Here is a 14742-nt window from a genome sequence, read left to right as displayed (position 1 = left end):
GTAGTCTTTTACGTCTCCACCAAATTTCTTACCTTGTACGATTGTCAATGCCGCTGTTAGAGTTGTCTTACCATGGTCAACGTGACCGATAGTTCCAACGTTTACGTGCGGTTTCGTTCTTTCAAACTTTTCTTTTGCCATGATGCAAACTCCGTTAAGCAGCTTCCCGCCCGTTAAGACAAAGAACCACTCTGGTTAAAAAATGGAGCTTCCAGCCAGGATCGAACTGGCGACCTCATCCTTACCATGGATGCGCTCTACCTACTGAGCTATGGAAGCGGTAACTAATATTAAAAAGGCCCTCCCATCAACCTGCAATCTGCAAATCAACCAAGAGAGCCTCTTTAAGAATTGGAGCGGGTAAGGAGAATCGAACTCCTCTCATCGGCTTGGAAGGCCGAGGTAATAGCCAATATACGATACCCGCAAAACTGGTGGAGGGTGGTGGATTCGAACCACCGAAGGCTGAGCCAGCAGATTTACAGTCTGCCCCCTTTGGCCGCTCGGGAAACCCTCCGAATTGTGAGTGCGTATTTTATAGATTATTTAACGGCTGTCAATAATAAATTCCAGAAAAGTTCATTATTTTAAATTTTTGCTGCCGATACCGTTAATTCGGCGCTTTTTCACACATTATCTTTGTTGTTAAACACCGAGTTGATACACTTTAAGCATTCACACTTTTGATCACACAGGAATATCGAGTGCAGACAGAACTCAACCTAGACGCATTTAAAATCATCTACAGCGATAACCACATCGTGGCCATCCATAAGCCGGCCGGATTATTGGTTCATCGCTCACCGATCGACAAACATGAAACCCTTTTCGCCGTTCAAATGACCCGGGATGCGATCGGACAGCCCGTTTTTCCGATTCACAGACTCGATAAAGCAACGTCCGGTTTATTGTTATTTTCGCTGGATTCGGATTCTGCACGCAATCTCGGAGAACAGTTCAGCCAGCATACCATCGAAAAAACTTACCATGCCATCTGTCGTGGATGGACCGAATCCAGCGGCCTCATTGATAAACCTTTAAAATACCAAAAAGACAAAATCGCCGATAAATTCAAACAAGAACAGCTCGAGCCACAATCAGCACAAACAGAGTACAAAACAATCGCCCACACCACGGTTGAGCATAAGATCGGGAAATTCGAGCAGCAACGCTACTCGTTGGTAGAACTCAAACCCAAGACCGGCCGAAAACATCAACTTCGCCGTCATCTAAACCATATTAGCCACCCCATTATCGGCGACGTCAGATACGGCGACCGTCATCACAACCACTTCTTTTATGAATGGCTTGGACAACACCGTCTGTATTTGGCTGCAACTTCACTGAAGTTCATTCACCCTGCCACCAACCAACCCATCACTATCGAAGCCCCACTTGAAGCGTCATTTCAATACGCAGTCGAACGACTCGATTTTAGCCAACACACCTAAACGGCAATCTGCACACCCATACAGAACCTTTACCGTTTCTCTGAACAAGCATGGACAATTCCTGAAATTCGGACATAAAAAAGCCCAGCCTTCCCTGGCCGGGCTTTAAAACATCAACTCGACAAATAAGTCCTATTTAAATGCCGAGGTAAAATAGACCACCAGATTCCACTGGCTCTGATCCCCCTTGTCTCTATCCAAACCGACGGACATATTCCAAGTCCGCCCTTCGGACAACAACAAAGTTCTGTCTTCCACACCTGGCCTCGCAAGGTTAAGATGAGAAGTTCCGTTCATCCCTGAACCGACATACCCATCCCTATACGAAGCACTGGCATCGATACGATTGACTGCATAATCCGCAGCCAACGCATCCGGCGCCATTAACAGCAAACCACTGATGATTAACTCAATCAGATAGGTTTGCCCAATTTCCAATTTCTGGACTAACATTCACAGCCTCCCCGAGATAAACTCAAGCGAAACATGTAAAGAAGTCTGGTTCGAAATATCAAGCGACCTTCGCTTTTGCAACCTGGCGATCTCACATCCACACTGAGACCCATGGCTTTCCGTCCCTGCTTCACAACAAGTTTGGCAAATAAAGCGTTATACAAAAACAATAGAAATTAAGTTAACCAGCAAAACAAAACGGAAGGGATTGACACACCGTCAGAAAACGCCGAGCACGAGAGTATGGCTCAACATTTAGAGAAGAGTTCAATTTGGCAACCTGGCGATCTCGACTTCATATCCCGAGACCCATGGCTTTCCGTCCTTGCTTCACAACAAGTTTGGCACAACAAATTTTCTACTTTGAATCGTTTCCGTAGCGTAACATCCATGAGACTTTACGAAAACTTACTAGACATTTTACAAAAAAAACCCCACTTTTCAAGAAACTAATGCAATTTCTTTCTTATAACCCTATAACTTAGAGTATTTTTTCAAACCTGAAACTTGATTCAAGCAGGTAATATCGGCAACTTCTCCATGATGCCCTGTGAAATAAACGCCTACGTTCTGTATCATATAACAATCAACATTTCACAAAATAAACCAAATGCAGAACAGGCCCCCACGATGAGCAACTGGAAATCACTCCTTGAATTCGATCAAGAACACATATGGCATCCCTACGCCAAAACCCCAAGCCCGATCCCGGCAATCGGGGTCAAAAAAACCAATGGTTCCATCATCACACTGGCCGACGACCGCAAGCTGGTTGACGGCATGAGTTCCTGGTGGGCAACCCTGCATGGTTACAATCATCCGAAGATCCAACAAGCGATGCATCAACAGATCGACACCATGCCGCACATCATGTTCGGCGGCTTAACGCACGAACCGGCAATCGAACTTGCAAAACGCCTGATTGAATTAACGCCGAAAGGATTGGATAAAGTCTTTTTTTGCGACTCCGGCTCCGTTGCGGTCGAGGTCGCCATCAAAATGGCACTTCAATTTTGGATAAGCCAAGATAGACCCGAAAAAAACCGCCTGTTAACGGTTAAAAACGGATATCACGGCGACACCTTCGCAACCATGGCCGTGTGCGACCCCGTGAACGGCATGCACAGCCTTTTTTCACAAGTTCTGACCCAACACTTCTTTGCCGAAGCGCCGCAAATGGGATTCGACACGGAAAGCGACAATGCCGACATTGAATCAGTACGCCATCAACTTGAGGCGCACATCGACCACATCGCTGCCGTCATTATCGAGCCCATCGTACAAGGTGCCGGCGGCATGCGCTTTTATCGCCCCGACTACCTCAGACAGCTGCGCCAACTCTGCGACGAGTTCGGCGTACTCCTGATCGTCGATGAGATTGCAACCGGGTTCGGTCGTACCGGAAAATTGTTCGCCAGCGAATGGGCTGACATTCAACCGGACATCATCACACTAGGAAAAACCTTGACCGGCGGACATATCAGTTTGGCCGCCACACTGGCCACTAGTGAAATCAGCGATACACTGAATCGGGGAAATCCGGGCATTCTCGCTCACGGTCCGACCTTTATGGCCAATCCATTGGCCTGTGCAGCCGCAATTGCCAACATCGACGTACTGCTCGAATCGGACTGGCAGGCCAACATCAGGCGCATCGAAACCCACTTCAAAGAAACACTTTTGCCGCTGAACGACTTGGTGGGGGTAGCGAATGCCCGCGTACTCGGCGCCATCGGCGTGATTGAATTGGAAAGAGACGATCTCGGCCCTCAAATTCAGGCGGCCGCAATCGAAAACGGAATCTGGCTAAGACCCTTCGGAAAACTGATTTACAGCATGCCGGCCTACAACATCAATGACAACGACCTAAAAACACTTAGCTCCGGCATCATCGCGTCGGTGAAATCGGCACTATAAAAGTGACTTACATTCATTTTGACGGGCTGATTCGGATCCTTACCCGCCAAGCCGTATCAAACAGGCTTGGTGGCAATCGCCACATAAGAATCCAAAGGTTCGGCAGCCTGATGAATAATGTTTACTTCAGAAAAACCGACCCGCTTCAACAGCTGCCCAAGCTGTTCATTACTGTAACGCGCAAACACCTCAGCATCCAACTGCATGGCATTGATCTGTTCGGCGCTGCGAAACCCCATCACCAATTTTCCGCCCGGCCGTAGACAGCGTAATATTTCGGACACGTGTGGTTCCGGTGGCTGCCAGAAATACAAAACATTGGAACAACAGATTTTGGTGAAGTGGCTATCCGTAAAAGGCATACTTGAGGATGAACCCTGCTGAAGATGCAGAAGACCGCTTTCAATCAGGTGACGATTACGTTTTTGTGCTTCCGCCATCATGGTTGGCGAAAAATCCAGACCGAACACTTGATTGGATCGATTGACCGTTTCGGCAATTTGTCCCAAAAGCGCACCGGGACCGAAACCGATCTCCAGTACAACTTCTTTGGAAGACAAGTCCAGCTTATCGAAAATAAGCTGGTTGAGTGCAGCGTTGCCACTGAGAAACAGTGGCTGGGCAACATATTTGCCATACCAGCCCGAAGGTTTGCGCGCCTGTTTAGCCAAGCCTTTCGGAGTCATCACAATTCGCAGAAAAGACATACTGAACTTCAACAACCAACCCGGCATCAGACACCTCCCCTAATTCATATGAATGGAATATCTATCAGGCTTCGATGACACACCCTTCACCGGTAGAACTTTAAAAACCCGAAGGCAACCACATACCAGACCTAGATATTGAAATTGACTCACACCGAAAAGACAACAACAATACTATAGGTATTTAATCGCACACAGCATCATAAGAGGCTTGAATGAGAAATTTATTCATTAACTATTTCATAGACGAAATTAAAAACCATTATAACGACTTTTCAAGTCGTTCAACCCGCAAACAATATTGGATGTTCACGCTGTTTTACGTGATATTTTTTTTCCTACTGTTACTCATAGACAACTTATTAGGAGTATATGACAAAACTGCGGAAGTCGGCCTATTCTCAACCATTTACACACTCCGTTTACTTTTACCCTATTTCGGGATCTTAGCACGCAGACTACACGATGCAGGATACAGTGCCTGGTGGATGCTTTTGCTTTTAATTCCGTTCGGCCCACTCATTATCCTAATTTTCACTTTGCTTGACAGCGAGAAACTTGAAAACAAATATGGCATCAGTCCCAAGTATGCAAACGACGAAATAACAGAGACGCTAACGCTCTAATGCCAAAACAAAAATGCCAGCGTAAAGCTGGCATTTTTAATATAACAATCAATCTAAAAATCAGGCTTCGATGATTTCGAAGTCGTGAGACATCTCCACCGAAGCTTCCAACATTTTAGAAACCGAACAGTATTTATCGGCAGACAACCCAACGGCGCGCGCGACCTTTTTCTCGTTCAGCCCCTCTCCAAACACTTTGAAGTGTACGTGAATCTTGGTAAACACTTTAGGAATCGAATCGGCACGTTCGGCAGTGACTTCAACTTGACAGTCTTTGACCAGTCCTGGCTGACTTTTATTCAGCATCATAATAATATCGATGCTGGTACAACCACCCAATCCTAACAAAACCATCTCCATCGGACGCGGTCCGCGGTTTTCGCCGCCAACTTCCGGCGCCGCATCCATTAAAACCGAATGCCCACTGTCCGTTGCGCCTTCAAACGCCATACCGCCTTGCCACTTGATTACCGATTTCACCAATTCGCTCCTTATTGCTTACTCAACTCTTATAACGCTTCTGTTTCCGGGTCAAAAATATCTTCCACCACAACGACTTTTGGTTTTGGATAATAGTTAAATTCCGTTGCAGATGCGAGAGTATAAGCTCCCATCTGCTTACCAATCAGAATATCCCCTACTTCCATCTCCGGCAGTTCAATATCTTCTGACACGACATCGATACTATCACAAGTCGGCCCCGCCAATACACTCGGGAAAAACTCACCCATAGGATCAACAGGCTTCAACGGGGCAATCGGATATTTTGCATGATCAAACATCTGACCGCTAAAACCGCCATAAACGCCATCATCAAGATAATACCAAGTTCTGGCGCCGCGCTTAGCCTTACCAACAATCGACACCACTTCAATCATTGAAGGAGCCGAGATAAAGCGGCCAGGTTCAGCAAACACTTCCACACCATCAGGCAATTCAGAAAGCGCTTCCATTACCGGAGCACAGAAATCCGCAATCGGCATCACTTCTTCCTGATACGAGACCGGGAAACTTCCGCCAATATCCAAAAACTTCCATTTAACACCGTTCATGACCTTCATCGCTGCGATACTCGAACGAATCGCATTAACCTGAGTCATCGGTGAAAGTGACTGCGAACCAACGTGGAAAGACAATCCAACCACCTCAATACCGTTACTTTGGGCCATATCCACCAACACCGGCAACTCCTCCAAAGAGCAACCGAATTTACGTGACAAATCAACCACCGCCTGTTTGCTACGGAAGCTCACACGAATAATCAATTCAACCTGACCCGCATATTTGTAGAACTTCTTCATCTCTTCGACGTTATCGACTACAAAACGGTTACAACCAAACTCAAGCGCACGCTTAATCTCTTTATCTTTTTTAATCGGATGAGTGTGTATACACTGGTCGCCTTTAATTCCTAAAGACTCTACCAACTCAACTTCACCGATGGTTGCCAAGTCAAAACTACAGCCCAAAGACTTTAGTCGCTTAATCAACTCGGGATGAGACAACGATTTCAACGCATAGAACAATTTAACGCCAGGCAATGCAGCCTGTAACGATTTATATTGATAATCCAACTCTTCCAAGTCGAGCACCATAAACGGCGTCTCGTGCTTAGCTACTAAGTCTTCAAGACTTGCACGGTCAAACTGCTCCAGTACGTCCGGATGCGTTTCTTCGGCAAATTGTTCTACAATTGATTGTTTATCCATTATATTAATGCGTCCAAAATATATTGCGGAAGCGCGAAACTTCCTTTATGCAATGCAGGTGTATAAAAACGCGTTTTTATATTCGCTTGTGCAAAACGCGACTCCAATGTCGCCACATCCACCTGTTTCAGCGCCAAATTATCAGTTGCCCAAGCAAAGGTCATAATCCCACCGACATAGGTAGGTACCGCGCCTGAATAAAAACCGGCTTCTTTAAATAACGGCGACAAACGTTTAAACGTGGTCTTCACTTCATCAGTTTGTAGGAAACTGACACCGTTTTGTGCAACAAAAACCCCATCGTCATTCAAACAGTTCTTAATTCCCTGATAGAAACGCGAGGTAAACAACACTTCTCCAGGCCCCATCGGGTCTGTTGAATCCGAAATAATAATATCAAACTTTTCTGTACAGTTATTTACAAACTCCACGCCGTCATCGATAACAATATTGGCTTTTGGATTGTCATAAGCACCTGCCGAATGGTTCGGCAAATACTGTATGCACATATCAATAACCTGCTGATCGATTTCAACCTGAGTCACCGACTCAACACTCTCGTGCTTCAACACTTCGCGCAGAATACCGCCGTCACCGCCGCCGATAATCAACACCTTCTTGGCATTGCCATGCGCCAGCATCGGTACATGCGTCATCATTTCATGATAGATGAACTCGTCTTTTTCCGTGGTCTGAATGACGCCGTCCAGCGCCATCACCGTGCCCCACTGAGCATTATTAAAGATAACCAGGTGCTGATGACCCGTATCCACCTCGAACAACACTTCATCCATAACGAACTGCTGACCCCAGGTCGGGTATAACGTTTCTAAATACGTATTAGTCATCTTTTACCACCTCACCGCGTAAGATTGTATCGACCTTAACATCGGAAGGTGTAAACGCGGCTTTAAGCACTTCAATCGCCTTTTCAGGCTCGGCTTCGCCACACATAAAGACATCAAATGCCGCATAGTTTCTTTCAGGCCAAGAGTGCACGCTGATGTGCGACTCCGCCAACACAGCCACACCGGAAATTCCGCCGTTCGGAGTAAAGTGGTGTAAATGGATATGCAACAAAGTCGCTTTCGCTTTTTCAACGCCTTCGCGCAATGCATTTTCCATCAATTGCAAATCGTCCAAGTGACTTGCACCCCAAAAATCGGCAATTAAATGCGTTCCGGCAAACGTTTTACCATCGCGACAAATAAAATGATCCAATGTTTGATCTTCAACCGCTTGATCGTGAGTCGGCCAAGTATTGTCGATAATGGTGGTTTTTTCGATAACTTCGAAGTGTTCGTTCCCGGTAACCAGGATATTTTCTGAGTTTGGCATTTGTAGTGAGTACCTTACTAAAACACCCGCATGAAAAAGAATTGAATGCGGATGAATGATTAATGAAAATTCGACAAGACAAGGCTAGCTTGCCGAACCCCAGCCACGTTTTTTCTAACGTGAGGTTTAACCATTTTTCTTTTGGAAAAAAGGAGAAGCGTATTATTCTCCTTTTCGATAGATTTGCAAGCGTTTTTTAACGGAATTTAAAATAATTTATTCACCGCTAAATCAACAACTTATTGAAACAACTCCGCCAGCTTTTCACCAGGGTTCTCGGCGCGCATAAAGGCTTCGCCCACTAGGAAACTATTCACCTTATTTTCACGCATTTTCTGCACGTCTTCCGGCCCTAAAATTCCGCTTTCGGTGATCACGATTCGATCATCCGGAATCTTATCCAACATACGGATCGTGGTTTCCAACGAAACGTCAAAGGTATGTAAGTCACGATTGTTGATTCCAATCATCGGCAGAGGCAAACGCAAGGCACGTTCAAGCTCTTCTTCATTATGGACTTCAATCAATACATCCATACCCAACTGCATGGCGGTTTGGGTCAACTCGTACATCTGCGCGTCACCGATTGCCGCCGCAATTAACAGAATACAATCCGCACCGATGGCACGAGCTTCATACACTTGATAGTCGTCGACGATAAAATCTTTTCGGATAATCGGTAAATCAACCGCCGCGCGTACCTGCTGCAAATACTCGTTTGAACCCTGAAAGAAATCCTGATCGGTCAACACCGAGAGACAAGCGGCTCCGTGCTCGGCATAACTCTTGGCGATTTCGACCGGATCGAAAGGATCGCGCAGAATGCCTTTACTGGGAGAGGCTTTTTTAATCTCTGCAATCACCGCAGACTGCCCGGCATCCAACTTAGCCTGCATCGCTTCGGCAAAGCCTTTTGCCGGAGGTGCCATCATGGCTTTCTGCTTCATCTCGCGCAAAGAGATTTTTTCACAACCTTTCTGAATCTCTTCCAGCTTTCGGAAAATGATTTTTTTCAAAATGGTAGGCGTACCACTCATATTGTTATCCTTTAATTTGCGCCCGGGGCTCTCCCGGATTGTCGCGCACTATATATCAAACACTAAATTCTTTTGTTCCGGCCGGAACCTGCTCGCGAACCCGCCACAAGAAAAACAGCAGGATAACGGCGATGGTCACCAACATGATTTGTAACCAGGGCTTATCTGCTAGTACGGCAATGGAAATCGAAAACATCACGACGATCACCCATGTCGCTTTCTTTTTGGTCGCGCGCAACATGGTTCGTTCCCGTTCCCAACGCTGCAGGTCGGCGCCGATCCAACGGTTATTCAACAAAGCCTGATGAAAGCGCGGGGAACTTTTCGCAAAACAGCCTGCCGCAAGGATCATAAACGGGGTCGTCGGTAACACCGGCAACACCACGCCGACAAGTCCGATCATAAAAAATAGAACGCCGCTCAGGAAAAACAAGTGTCGCTTTATCGTCGCCGTCATCTTAGATTCAACAGCCCTGCTAAAACGGCTAATGTCCGCTGAAGGACTGAGTCTTCTCGACAAATTCATTGAATTTTTTCTTGGCCAAACCGTCGGCAATGACTTTACGCGCCATATTAACGCCGTCGGCATAGGTGTCAGCCAAACCGGCAACATAAATCGACGCTCCAGCATTCAAGCAAACAATGTCTTTTGCCGCTGAATCGTTATTGGCAAACACGGAATGAATGATATTCAAACTTTCCTGTGCCGACTCCACTTTCAGTTCGGACAGATCCGGGTGATCCATATCGTAATCAAACGGATCGATTTTCCACTGACTGATTTCATCGTCTTTCAACTCGGCCACATAGGTTTCACTGGCAATCGAGATTTCGTCCAGACCGTCTTCCGCGCACACTACCATGACATGCTTGGACCCTAAACGCTGCAATACTTCCGCAAACACCGGGCCCAAATCCTTATTGAACACGCCGATTACCTGATAAGGCGCACCGGCCGGATTCGTCAAAGGCCCCAACATATTAAACAGGGTACGTACGCCCATCTCTTTTCGCGCGCCGATTACATGCTTCATGGCACTGTGGTGGCTCGGAGCAAACATAAAACCGACCCCGATCTCATTAACGCATTCAGCCACTTGTTCAGGTGTTAACGCTAAGTTGACGCCCGCCGCTTCCAACACATCCGCACTGCCTGACTTACTCGAAAAGGAACGATTACCATGCTTGGCGACGCGTCCCCCGGCCGCCGCGACGACAAATGCACTGGCGGTAGAAATATTAAAGGTGCTGGCGCCGTCCCCACCCGTACCACAGGTATCGATCAAGTGAGACTTATCTTCAATTACAACCGGTGCGGCCAATTCACGCATGACTTTGACCGCAGAGACGATTTCCGGAACACTTTCGCTCTTCATACGCAACGCAGCGAGAATCGCACCGATCTGTGCATCAGTCGCTTCACCCGACATCAATTTACGCATGACAGCGTCCATTTGATCTTCATGCAAATCCTGTCGGTTCAACAACTGTTCTAAAGCGGTGCTCAGTTCCATAATCTATCCCGTCTCTTATTTCTGATCCAAAAAGTTCTGCAACATCTGATGTCCCTGCTCGGTCAAAATCGATTCGGGGTGAAATTGCACACCTTCAATCGGCAAGGTTTTATGACGTACCCCCATGATCTCGTCCATATTGCCTTGCTCGTCCTGCGTCCAAGCCGTAACTTCAAGACAGTCCGGCAGCGAGGCCTGTTCGATCACCAATGAATGATAACGCGTAGTCTGAACCGGGTTTGGCAAGCCCGTAAACATGCCGACATCTTTGTGGTAAACCGGCGAAGTCTTACCGTGCATAACCTGTTTGGCGCGCACAATCTTTCCGCCGAATGCCTGACCGATGGACTGATGCCCAAGGCATACACCCAAAATCGGAATCTTGCCGGCGAAATGCTTGATCGCTTCAACCGAAATCCCTGCTTCTGTCGGAGTACAAGGCCCCGGAGAGATCACCAGAAACTCCGGATTCATGGTCTGAATCTCTTCAATCGTAATCTGATCGTTTCGATACACTTCTACGTGCTGTCCCAACTCGCCAAAATACTGCACGATGTTATAGGTAAACGAGTCGTAGTTATCAATCATCAACAACATATCTTTAATATCCTTTACTCGCTTATCGATGCCCTGCATCCGGATTTTTAGTCTGCAAACCTTCGGCGACGAATTCAGCCGCCCGGAAAATAGCGCGCCCTTTGTTCATAGTTTCGTCCCATTCCGACTGCGGAACGGAATCGGCAACGATTCCCGCCCCGGCCTGCACAAATAAACGCTTGTCTTTAATGACGGCCGTACGGATCGCAATCGCCGTATCCATGTTACCGTGCCAGCCCAGATAGCCGACCGCACCGGAGTAGATACCACGTTTAACCGGCTCGAATTCGTCGATAATTTCCATCGCGCGGATCTTTGGCGCGCCGGAAACCGTTCCCGCCGGGAACGTCGCACGCAACACATCCATCGCAGACATGCCCGGCTTGGCAATACCGTTAACGTTAGAGACAATGTGCATGACATGAGAATAACGTTCCACCACCATCTTCTCGGTCAATTCAACCGAACCGATCTGGGCGATACGCCCGACATCGTTACGTCCCAAATCGATCAACATCAAATGTTCGGCGACTTCTTTAGGATCGTTAAGTAGGTCTGCTTCCAATGCACGGTCTTTTTCCGGTGTCAGGCCTCGACGACGGGTTCCGGCAATCGGTCGCACCGTAACTTGATTGTCTTCCAGACGAACCAGAATCTCGGGCGACGAACCGACGACCTGAAGATCGCCCATATCCATGAAGAACATATATGGTGACGGATTTAGATAACGCAATGCGCGATAAAGATCGATCGGCGCCTCTTCATACGGCAGCGACATCTGCTGCGAGATGACCACCTGCATGGCATCTCCGGCAAAAATATACTCCTTGATTTTGGCAACAGCTTCTTTGAAAGCTTCTTCGCCAAAGCTGGATACAAAATCTTCCTCGTCCACTGTACGACCGCTTGGTTCATCCATCGGCAAGGGCAACGGCTGACTCAACAAGCCCTGCAATTCGTCCAAACGAACTTGTGCTTCAGAATACCCGTTCAGTTTCGAGAGATCCGCATGCACGATTACATGCACCTGCCCGCTAAGATTGTCGAACACCACCAATTCTTCCGAAACCAACAACTCGACATCCGGCGCACCGATATCATCACGCTCGGGGGCTGTTTTCTGTAAACGTTGTTCCACGTAGCGGATAGTGTCGTAACCGAAATAACCAACCAAGCCGCCACTGAATGCAGGCAATCCCGGCTGATCATAGACGTTGAATTGCTTCTGATAGGCTTCGATCCACGCCAGCGGGTCGTCGGCAACCTGTTTCTGAACCAGCTCCGAACCGTTCCACTCTTCAATTTGATGACCGCGTATTAACAAACGGCGCTGACAAGGCAAGCCAATAATGGAATAACGACCCCACTTATCTCCGCCTTGAACCGATTCAAACAGGTAGGAATAAGGAGCCTTGGCCAATTTATGATAAACGCTTAAAGGAGTATCGTAATCAGATAAAACCGTACGCATTACCGGTGCGCGGTTATAGCCCTGTTTTGCCAAATTTGCAAAGTGAGCGTCACTCATGGTTATGTTTTGCCTTTGTCAGTTTTCTAAATAACAGTGCCCGACGAATACCGGACAATGCACAAATCAGTGGACGAAAAATCTCTAGTAACAGCGCTTTCAGAAAAGCCATTTAAATCACCACCCGTTATTACAAATCTCTCGTCAAAAATAAACAGCCTATTTATAAATAAAAATGAGCACTGCTGCTCATTTTTATTTACCGCTGTTTTAGGACATCTTTTAGACCGCCCTAAAAACCTTTAAAGCTAATTATGCCTTAGCTTCAAGGTAATTTGGTAACTCTGCAAATGAATCCATGACCACATCCGGTTCGTAATCACGGATATCTTCACCATGATTGTAACCGTAAGTCATACAAAAAATGTGGAAACCTGCAGCGCGAGCCGCTTTTACATCCGACTTGGAATCACCGATCATCAATGCATTTTCAGGTTCGACACCCAACTGCTTGGCCGCGTGCAACAAAGGCATTGGATGAGGTTTCTTCTCGGCACAAGTATCGCCGCTGACGATGACTTCAAAGTAATCATACAAACCTTTGTCTTTTAACAAAGGAACCGTAAACGCTTCGGCTTTATTGGTGACACACGCCACACGGTAACCCTGTGCAATCATCCACTCGATTCCTTCAACCACACCATCGTATACACGGCTACGCTGAGAGGTATTGTCTTTGTACAGCTCCAAGAAGATCGGATAGGCCTTAGCCATCAATTCCGCATCCGGTTCGCCGTCAACCGCATTAATCAACGCACGCTCGGTCAAACGTTCAACGCCGTTTCCAACCCAGTTACGCACAGCATCTTCACCACGAACAGGCATATCCAACTGCTTCATCATTTCGTCTACGCAGTAGGCCAAATCCGGCACACTGTCAATTAAAGTGCCGTCCAAATCGATCAACACAAATCCTGGCTTAAACTTTTCCATAATAATCTCTTAAATTCTTATTTACCGTCACCCTAATACAACAAAACGCCGAGATTCGCACCTCAGCGTTTCGCATTAGGCTGTCATTAATGCTTGGTGATTAAGCTTTAGCCAACTCTTCACGCATTTGTTTGATGATGCTGTCATAACGGTTAGGATCGGAAGCATTTGCGTTTCCGAAGATTCCGGAACCGGATACAAACGTATCACAACCTGCGGCTGCAACTTCTGCGATATTCTCGGCCTTAACGCCACCGTCGATTTCAAGACGGATATCGCGACCGGAAGCGTCGATCAGCTGACGAGCTGTGCGCAGCTTCTCCAACGCCTGCTCGATGAATGCTTGACCACCGAAACCAGGGTTAACCGACATAATTAAGATCATGTCGATTTTATCCATAACGTGCTCTAGGTAGCTTAATGGCGTTGCCGGGTTAAATACCAAGCCCGCCTTACAACCTTCCGCCTTGATCAACTGCAAAGAACGGTCGATGTGCTCGGAAGCTTCCGGGTGGAAAGTAATGATGTCCGCACCCGCAGAAGCGAAATCACCAATCAAACGATCAACCGGCTTAACCATCAGATGCACGTCGATCGGGGCTTTGATGTCTTCTTTAACCATAAAGTTCTTTAAAGATTCACAAACCAAAGGTCCGATAGTCAAGTTAGGGACATAATGATTGTCCATTACATCAAAATGCACCACATCAGCGCCCGCTGCAATTACATCTTTAACATCTTTACCCAATTGCGCGAAATCCGCTGATAGAATTGATGGGGCAATCCAGTTTTCTTGCTTAGCCATGCTAGTCGTTCCTTAATTAAATTTTTTGAAAATTAATTCGTGCATTTTAACAGTATCCTATAAAATGGGCAAAAAAAAGGAGGGGCACAGATGCCTTGTTCCACAACGGCAGCGAAGCGCACCTCCT

The 14742-nt window shown here is 46.9% G+C and carries 17 protein-coding genes, 3 tRNA genes and 2 riboswitches; of the genes, 3 read left to right on the top strand and 17 right to left on the bottom strand.

The window, feature by feature from the left end; genetic code table 11:
- The 4 genes from ABY044_RS09490 to ABY044_RS09475 form a co-directional block, all read right to left on the bottom strand.
- On the bottom strand, window positions 1-141 hold a 141-nt coding region (locus ABY044_RS09490), incomplete at its 3' end, for a GTP-binding protein (RefSeq protein WP_373020187.1).
- A gap of 62 nt (window positions 142-203) precedes the next feature.
- Window positions 204-279 (bottom strand) — tRNA-Thr (locus ABY044_RS09485).
- Window positions 280-352: 73 nt separating this feature from the next.
- Window positions 353-427, bottom strand: a tRNA-Gly gene (locus tag ABY044_RS09480).
- Window positions 428-432: 5 nt separating this feature from the next.
- Window positions 433-517 (bottom strand) — tRNA-Tyr (locus ABY044_RS09475).
- 187 nt (window positions 518-704) lie between these two features.
- On the opposite strand from ABY044_RS09475, the gene ABY044_RS09470 reads away from it, so the two are divergent.
- Window positions 705-1451, top strand: coding sequence for a pseudouridine synthase (locus ABY044_RS09470; RefSeq protein ID WP_373020184.1), 747 nt, complete (start codon window positions 705-707; stop codon window positions 1449-1451).
- A 132-nt stretch (window positions 1452-1583) separates the two neighbouring features.
- Here the strand turns inward: ABY044_RS09470 and ABY044_RS09465 are convergent, their stop codons facing one another.
- The gene (locus ABY044_RS09465) at window positions 1584-1904 is read right to left on the bottom strand and encodes a hypothetical protein (protein WP_373020183.1); all 321 of its coding nucleotides are present in this window, start codon (window positions 1902-1904) and stop codon (window positions 1584-1586) included.
- A 73-nt stretch (window positions 1905-1977) separates the two neighbouring features.
- A riboswitch (cyclic di-GMP riboswitch) is annotated at window positions 1978-2060 on the bottom strand.
- 115 nt (window positions 2061-2175) lie between these two features.
- A riboswitch (cyclic di-GMP riboswitch) is annotated at window positions 2176-2260 on the bottom strand.
- Between the two features lie 274 nt (window positions 2261-2534).
- Between ABY044_RS09465 and ABY044_RS09460 the strand changes: the two genes are divergently transcribed.
- Complete coding sequence (locus ABY044_RS09460; RefSeq protein ID WP_373020181.1) at window positions 2535-3821, top strand: adenosylmethionine--8-amino-7-oxononanoate transaminase; 1287 nt, start codon at window positions 2535-2537, stop codon at window positions 3819-3821.
- A gap of 56 nt (window positions 3822-3877) precedes the next feature.
- Here ABY044_RS09460 and ABY044_RS09455 read toward each other — a convergent pair whose 3' ends face one another.
- Entirely contained in the window at window positions 3878-4555 is a 678-nt protein-coding gene (locus ABY044_RS09455) for a class I SAM-dependent methyltransferase (protein WP_373020179.1), read from the bottom strand.
- 188 nt (window positions 4556-4743) lie between these two features.
- Between ABY044_RS09455 and ABY044_RS09450 the strand changes: the two genes are divergently transcribed.
- On the top strand, window positions 4744-5154 hold the full coding sequence (locus ABY044_RS09450; RefSeq protein ID WP_373020177.1) for a DUF805 domain-containing protein: 411 nt from the start codon (window positions 4744-4746) through the stop codon (window positions 5152-5154).
- A gap of 60 nt (window positions 5155-5214) precedes the next feature.
- Here the strand turns inward: ABY044_RS09450 and ABY044_RS09445 are convergent, their stop codons facing one another.
- The 11 genes from ABY044_RS09445 to rpe all read right to left on the bottom strand — a co-directional run bounded on the left by ABY044_RS09445 (window position 5215) and on the right by rpe (window position 14615).
- Window positions 5215-5634: an OsmC family protein gene (locus ABY044_RS09445; RefSeq protein ID WP_373020175.1), complete on the bottom strand. Its 420-nt coding sequence runs from the start codon at window positions 5632-5634 to the stop codon at window positions 5215-5217.
- 29 nt (window positions 5635-5663) lie between these two features.
- A complete protein-coding gene (locus ABY044_RS09440; protein ID WP_373020174.1) occupies window positions 5664-6863 on the bottom strand; it encodes a type III PLP-dependent enzyme in 1200 nt (399 codons plus the stop codon).
- On the bottom strand, window positions 6863-7711 hold the full coding sequence (speE, locus tag ABY044_RS09435) for a polyamine aminopropyltransferase (RefSeq protein WP_373020173.1): 849 nt from the start codon (window positions 7709-7711) through the stop codon (window positions 6863-6865). The genes ABY044_RS09440 and speE overlap by 1 nt, the downstream gene beginning before the upstream one ends.
- Window positions 7704-8201 carry an adenosylmethionine decarboxylase gene (gene speD / locus ABY044_RS09430; RefSeq protein ID WP_373020171.1) on the bottom strand — a complete coding sequence of 166 codons (498 nt, stop codon included), beginning with the start codon at window positions 8199-8201 and terminating at the stop codon, window positions 7704-7706. The genes speE and speD overlap by 8 nt, the downstream gene beginning before the upstream one ends.
- A gap of 239 nt (window positions 8202-8440) precedes the next feature.
- The gene (gene trpC, locus ABY044_RS09425) at window positions 8441-9238 is read right to left on the bottom strand and encodes an indole-3-glycerol phosphate synthase TrpC (protein WP_373020169.1); all 798 of its coding nucleotides are present in this window, start codon (window positions 9236-9238) and stop codon (window positions 8441-8443) included.
- 55 nt (window positions 9239-9293) lie between these two features.
- Window positions 9294-9695, bottom strand: coding sequence for a YbaN family protein (locus tag ABY044_RS09420; RefSeq protein ID WP_373020167.1), 402 nt, complete (start codon window positions 9693-9695; stop codon window positions 9294-9296).
- 28 nt (window positions 9696-9723) lie between these two features.
- Window positions 9724-10752 (bottom strand): anthranilate phosphoribosyltransferase, encoded by a 1029-nt coding sequence (trpD, locus tag ABY044_RS09415; RefSeq protein ID WP_373020166.1) that lies wholly within the window; start codon window positions 10750-10752, stop codon window positions 9724-9726.
- A 15-nt stretch (window positions 10753-10767) separates the two neighbouring features.
- Window positions 10768-11349, bottom strand: a complete 582-nt coding sequence (locus tag ABY044_RS09410; protein ID WP_373020165.1) for an aminodeoxychorismate/anthranilate synthase component II — start codon at window positions 11347-11349, stop codon at window positions 10768-10770.
- A gap of 22 nt (window positions 11350-11371) precedes the next feature.
- The gene (gene trpE, locus ABY044_RS09405; protein ID WP_373020163.1) at window positions 11372-12877 is read right to left on the bottom strand and encodes an anthranilate synthase component I; all 1506 of its coding nucleotides are present in this window, start codon (window positions 12875-12877) and stop codon (window positions 11372-11374) included.
- 252 nt (window positions 12878-13129) lie between these two features.
- Window positions 13130-13810: a phosphoglycolate phosphatase gene (locus tag ABY044_RS09400; protein ID WP_373020161.1), complete on the bottom strand. Its 681-nt coding sequence runs from the start codon at window positions 13808-13810 to the stop codon at window positions 13130-13132.
- Between the two features lie 100 nt (window positions 13811-13910).
- Window positions 13911-14615, bottom strand: coding sequence for a ribulose-phosphate 3-epimerase (gene rpe, locus ABY044_RS09395; RefSeq protein ID WP_373020159.1), 705 nt, complete (start codon window positions 14613-14615; stop codon window positions 13911-13913).
- Window positions 14616-14742: the final 127 nt, after the last annotated feature.

Source organism: Thiomicrorhabdus sp. (assembly GCF_041583835.1).
GTDB lineage: Bacteria > Pseudomonadota > Gammaproteobacteria > Thiomicrospirales > Thiomicrospiraceae > Thiomicrorhabdus.
Note: the sequence above shows the minus strand (reverse complement) of the source record. Positions and strands in the feature narration are given on the sequence as shown.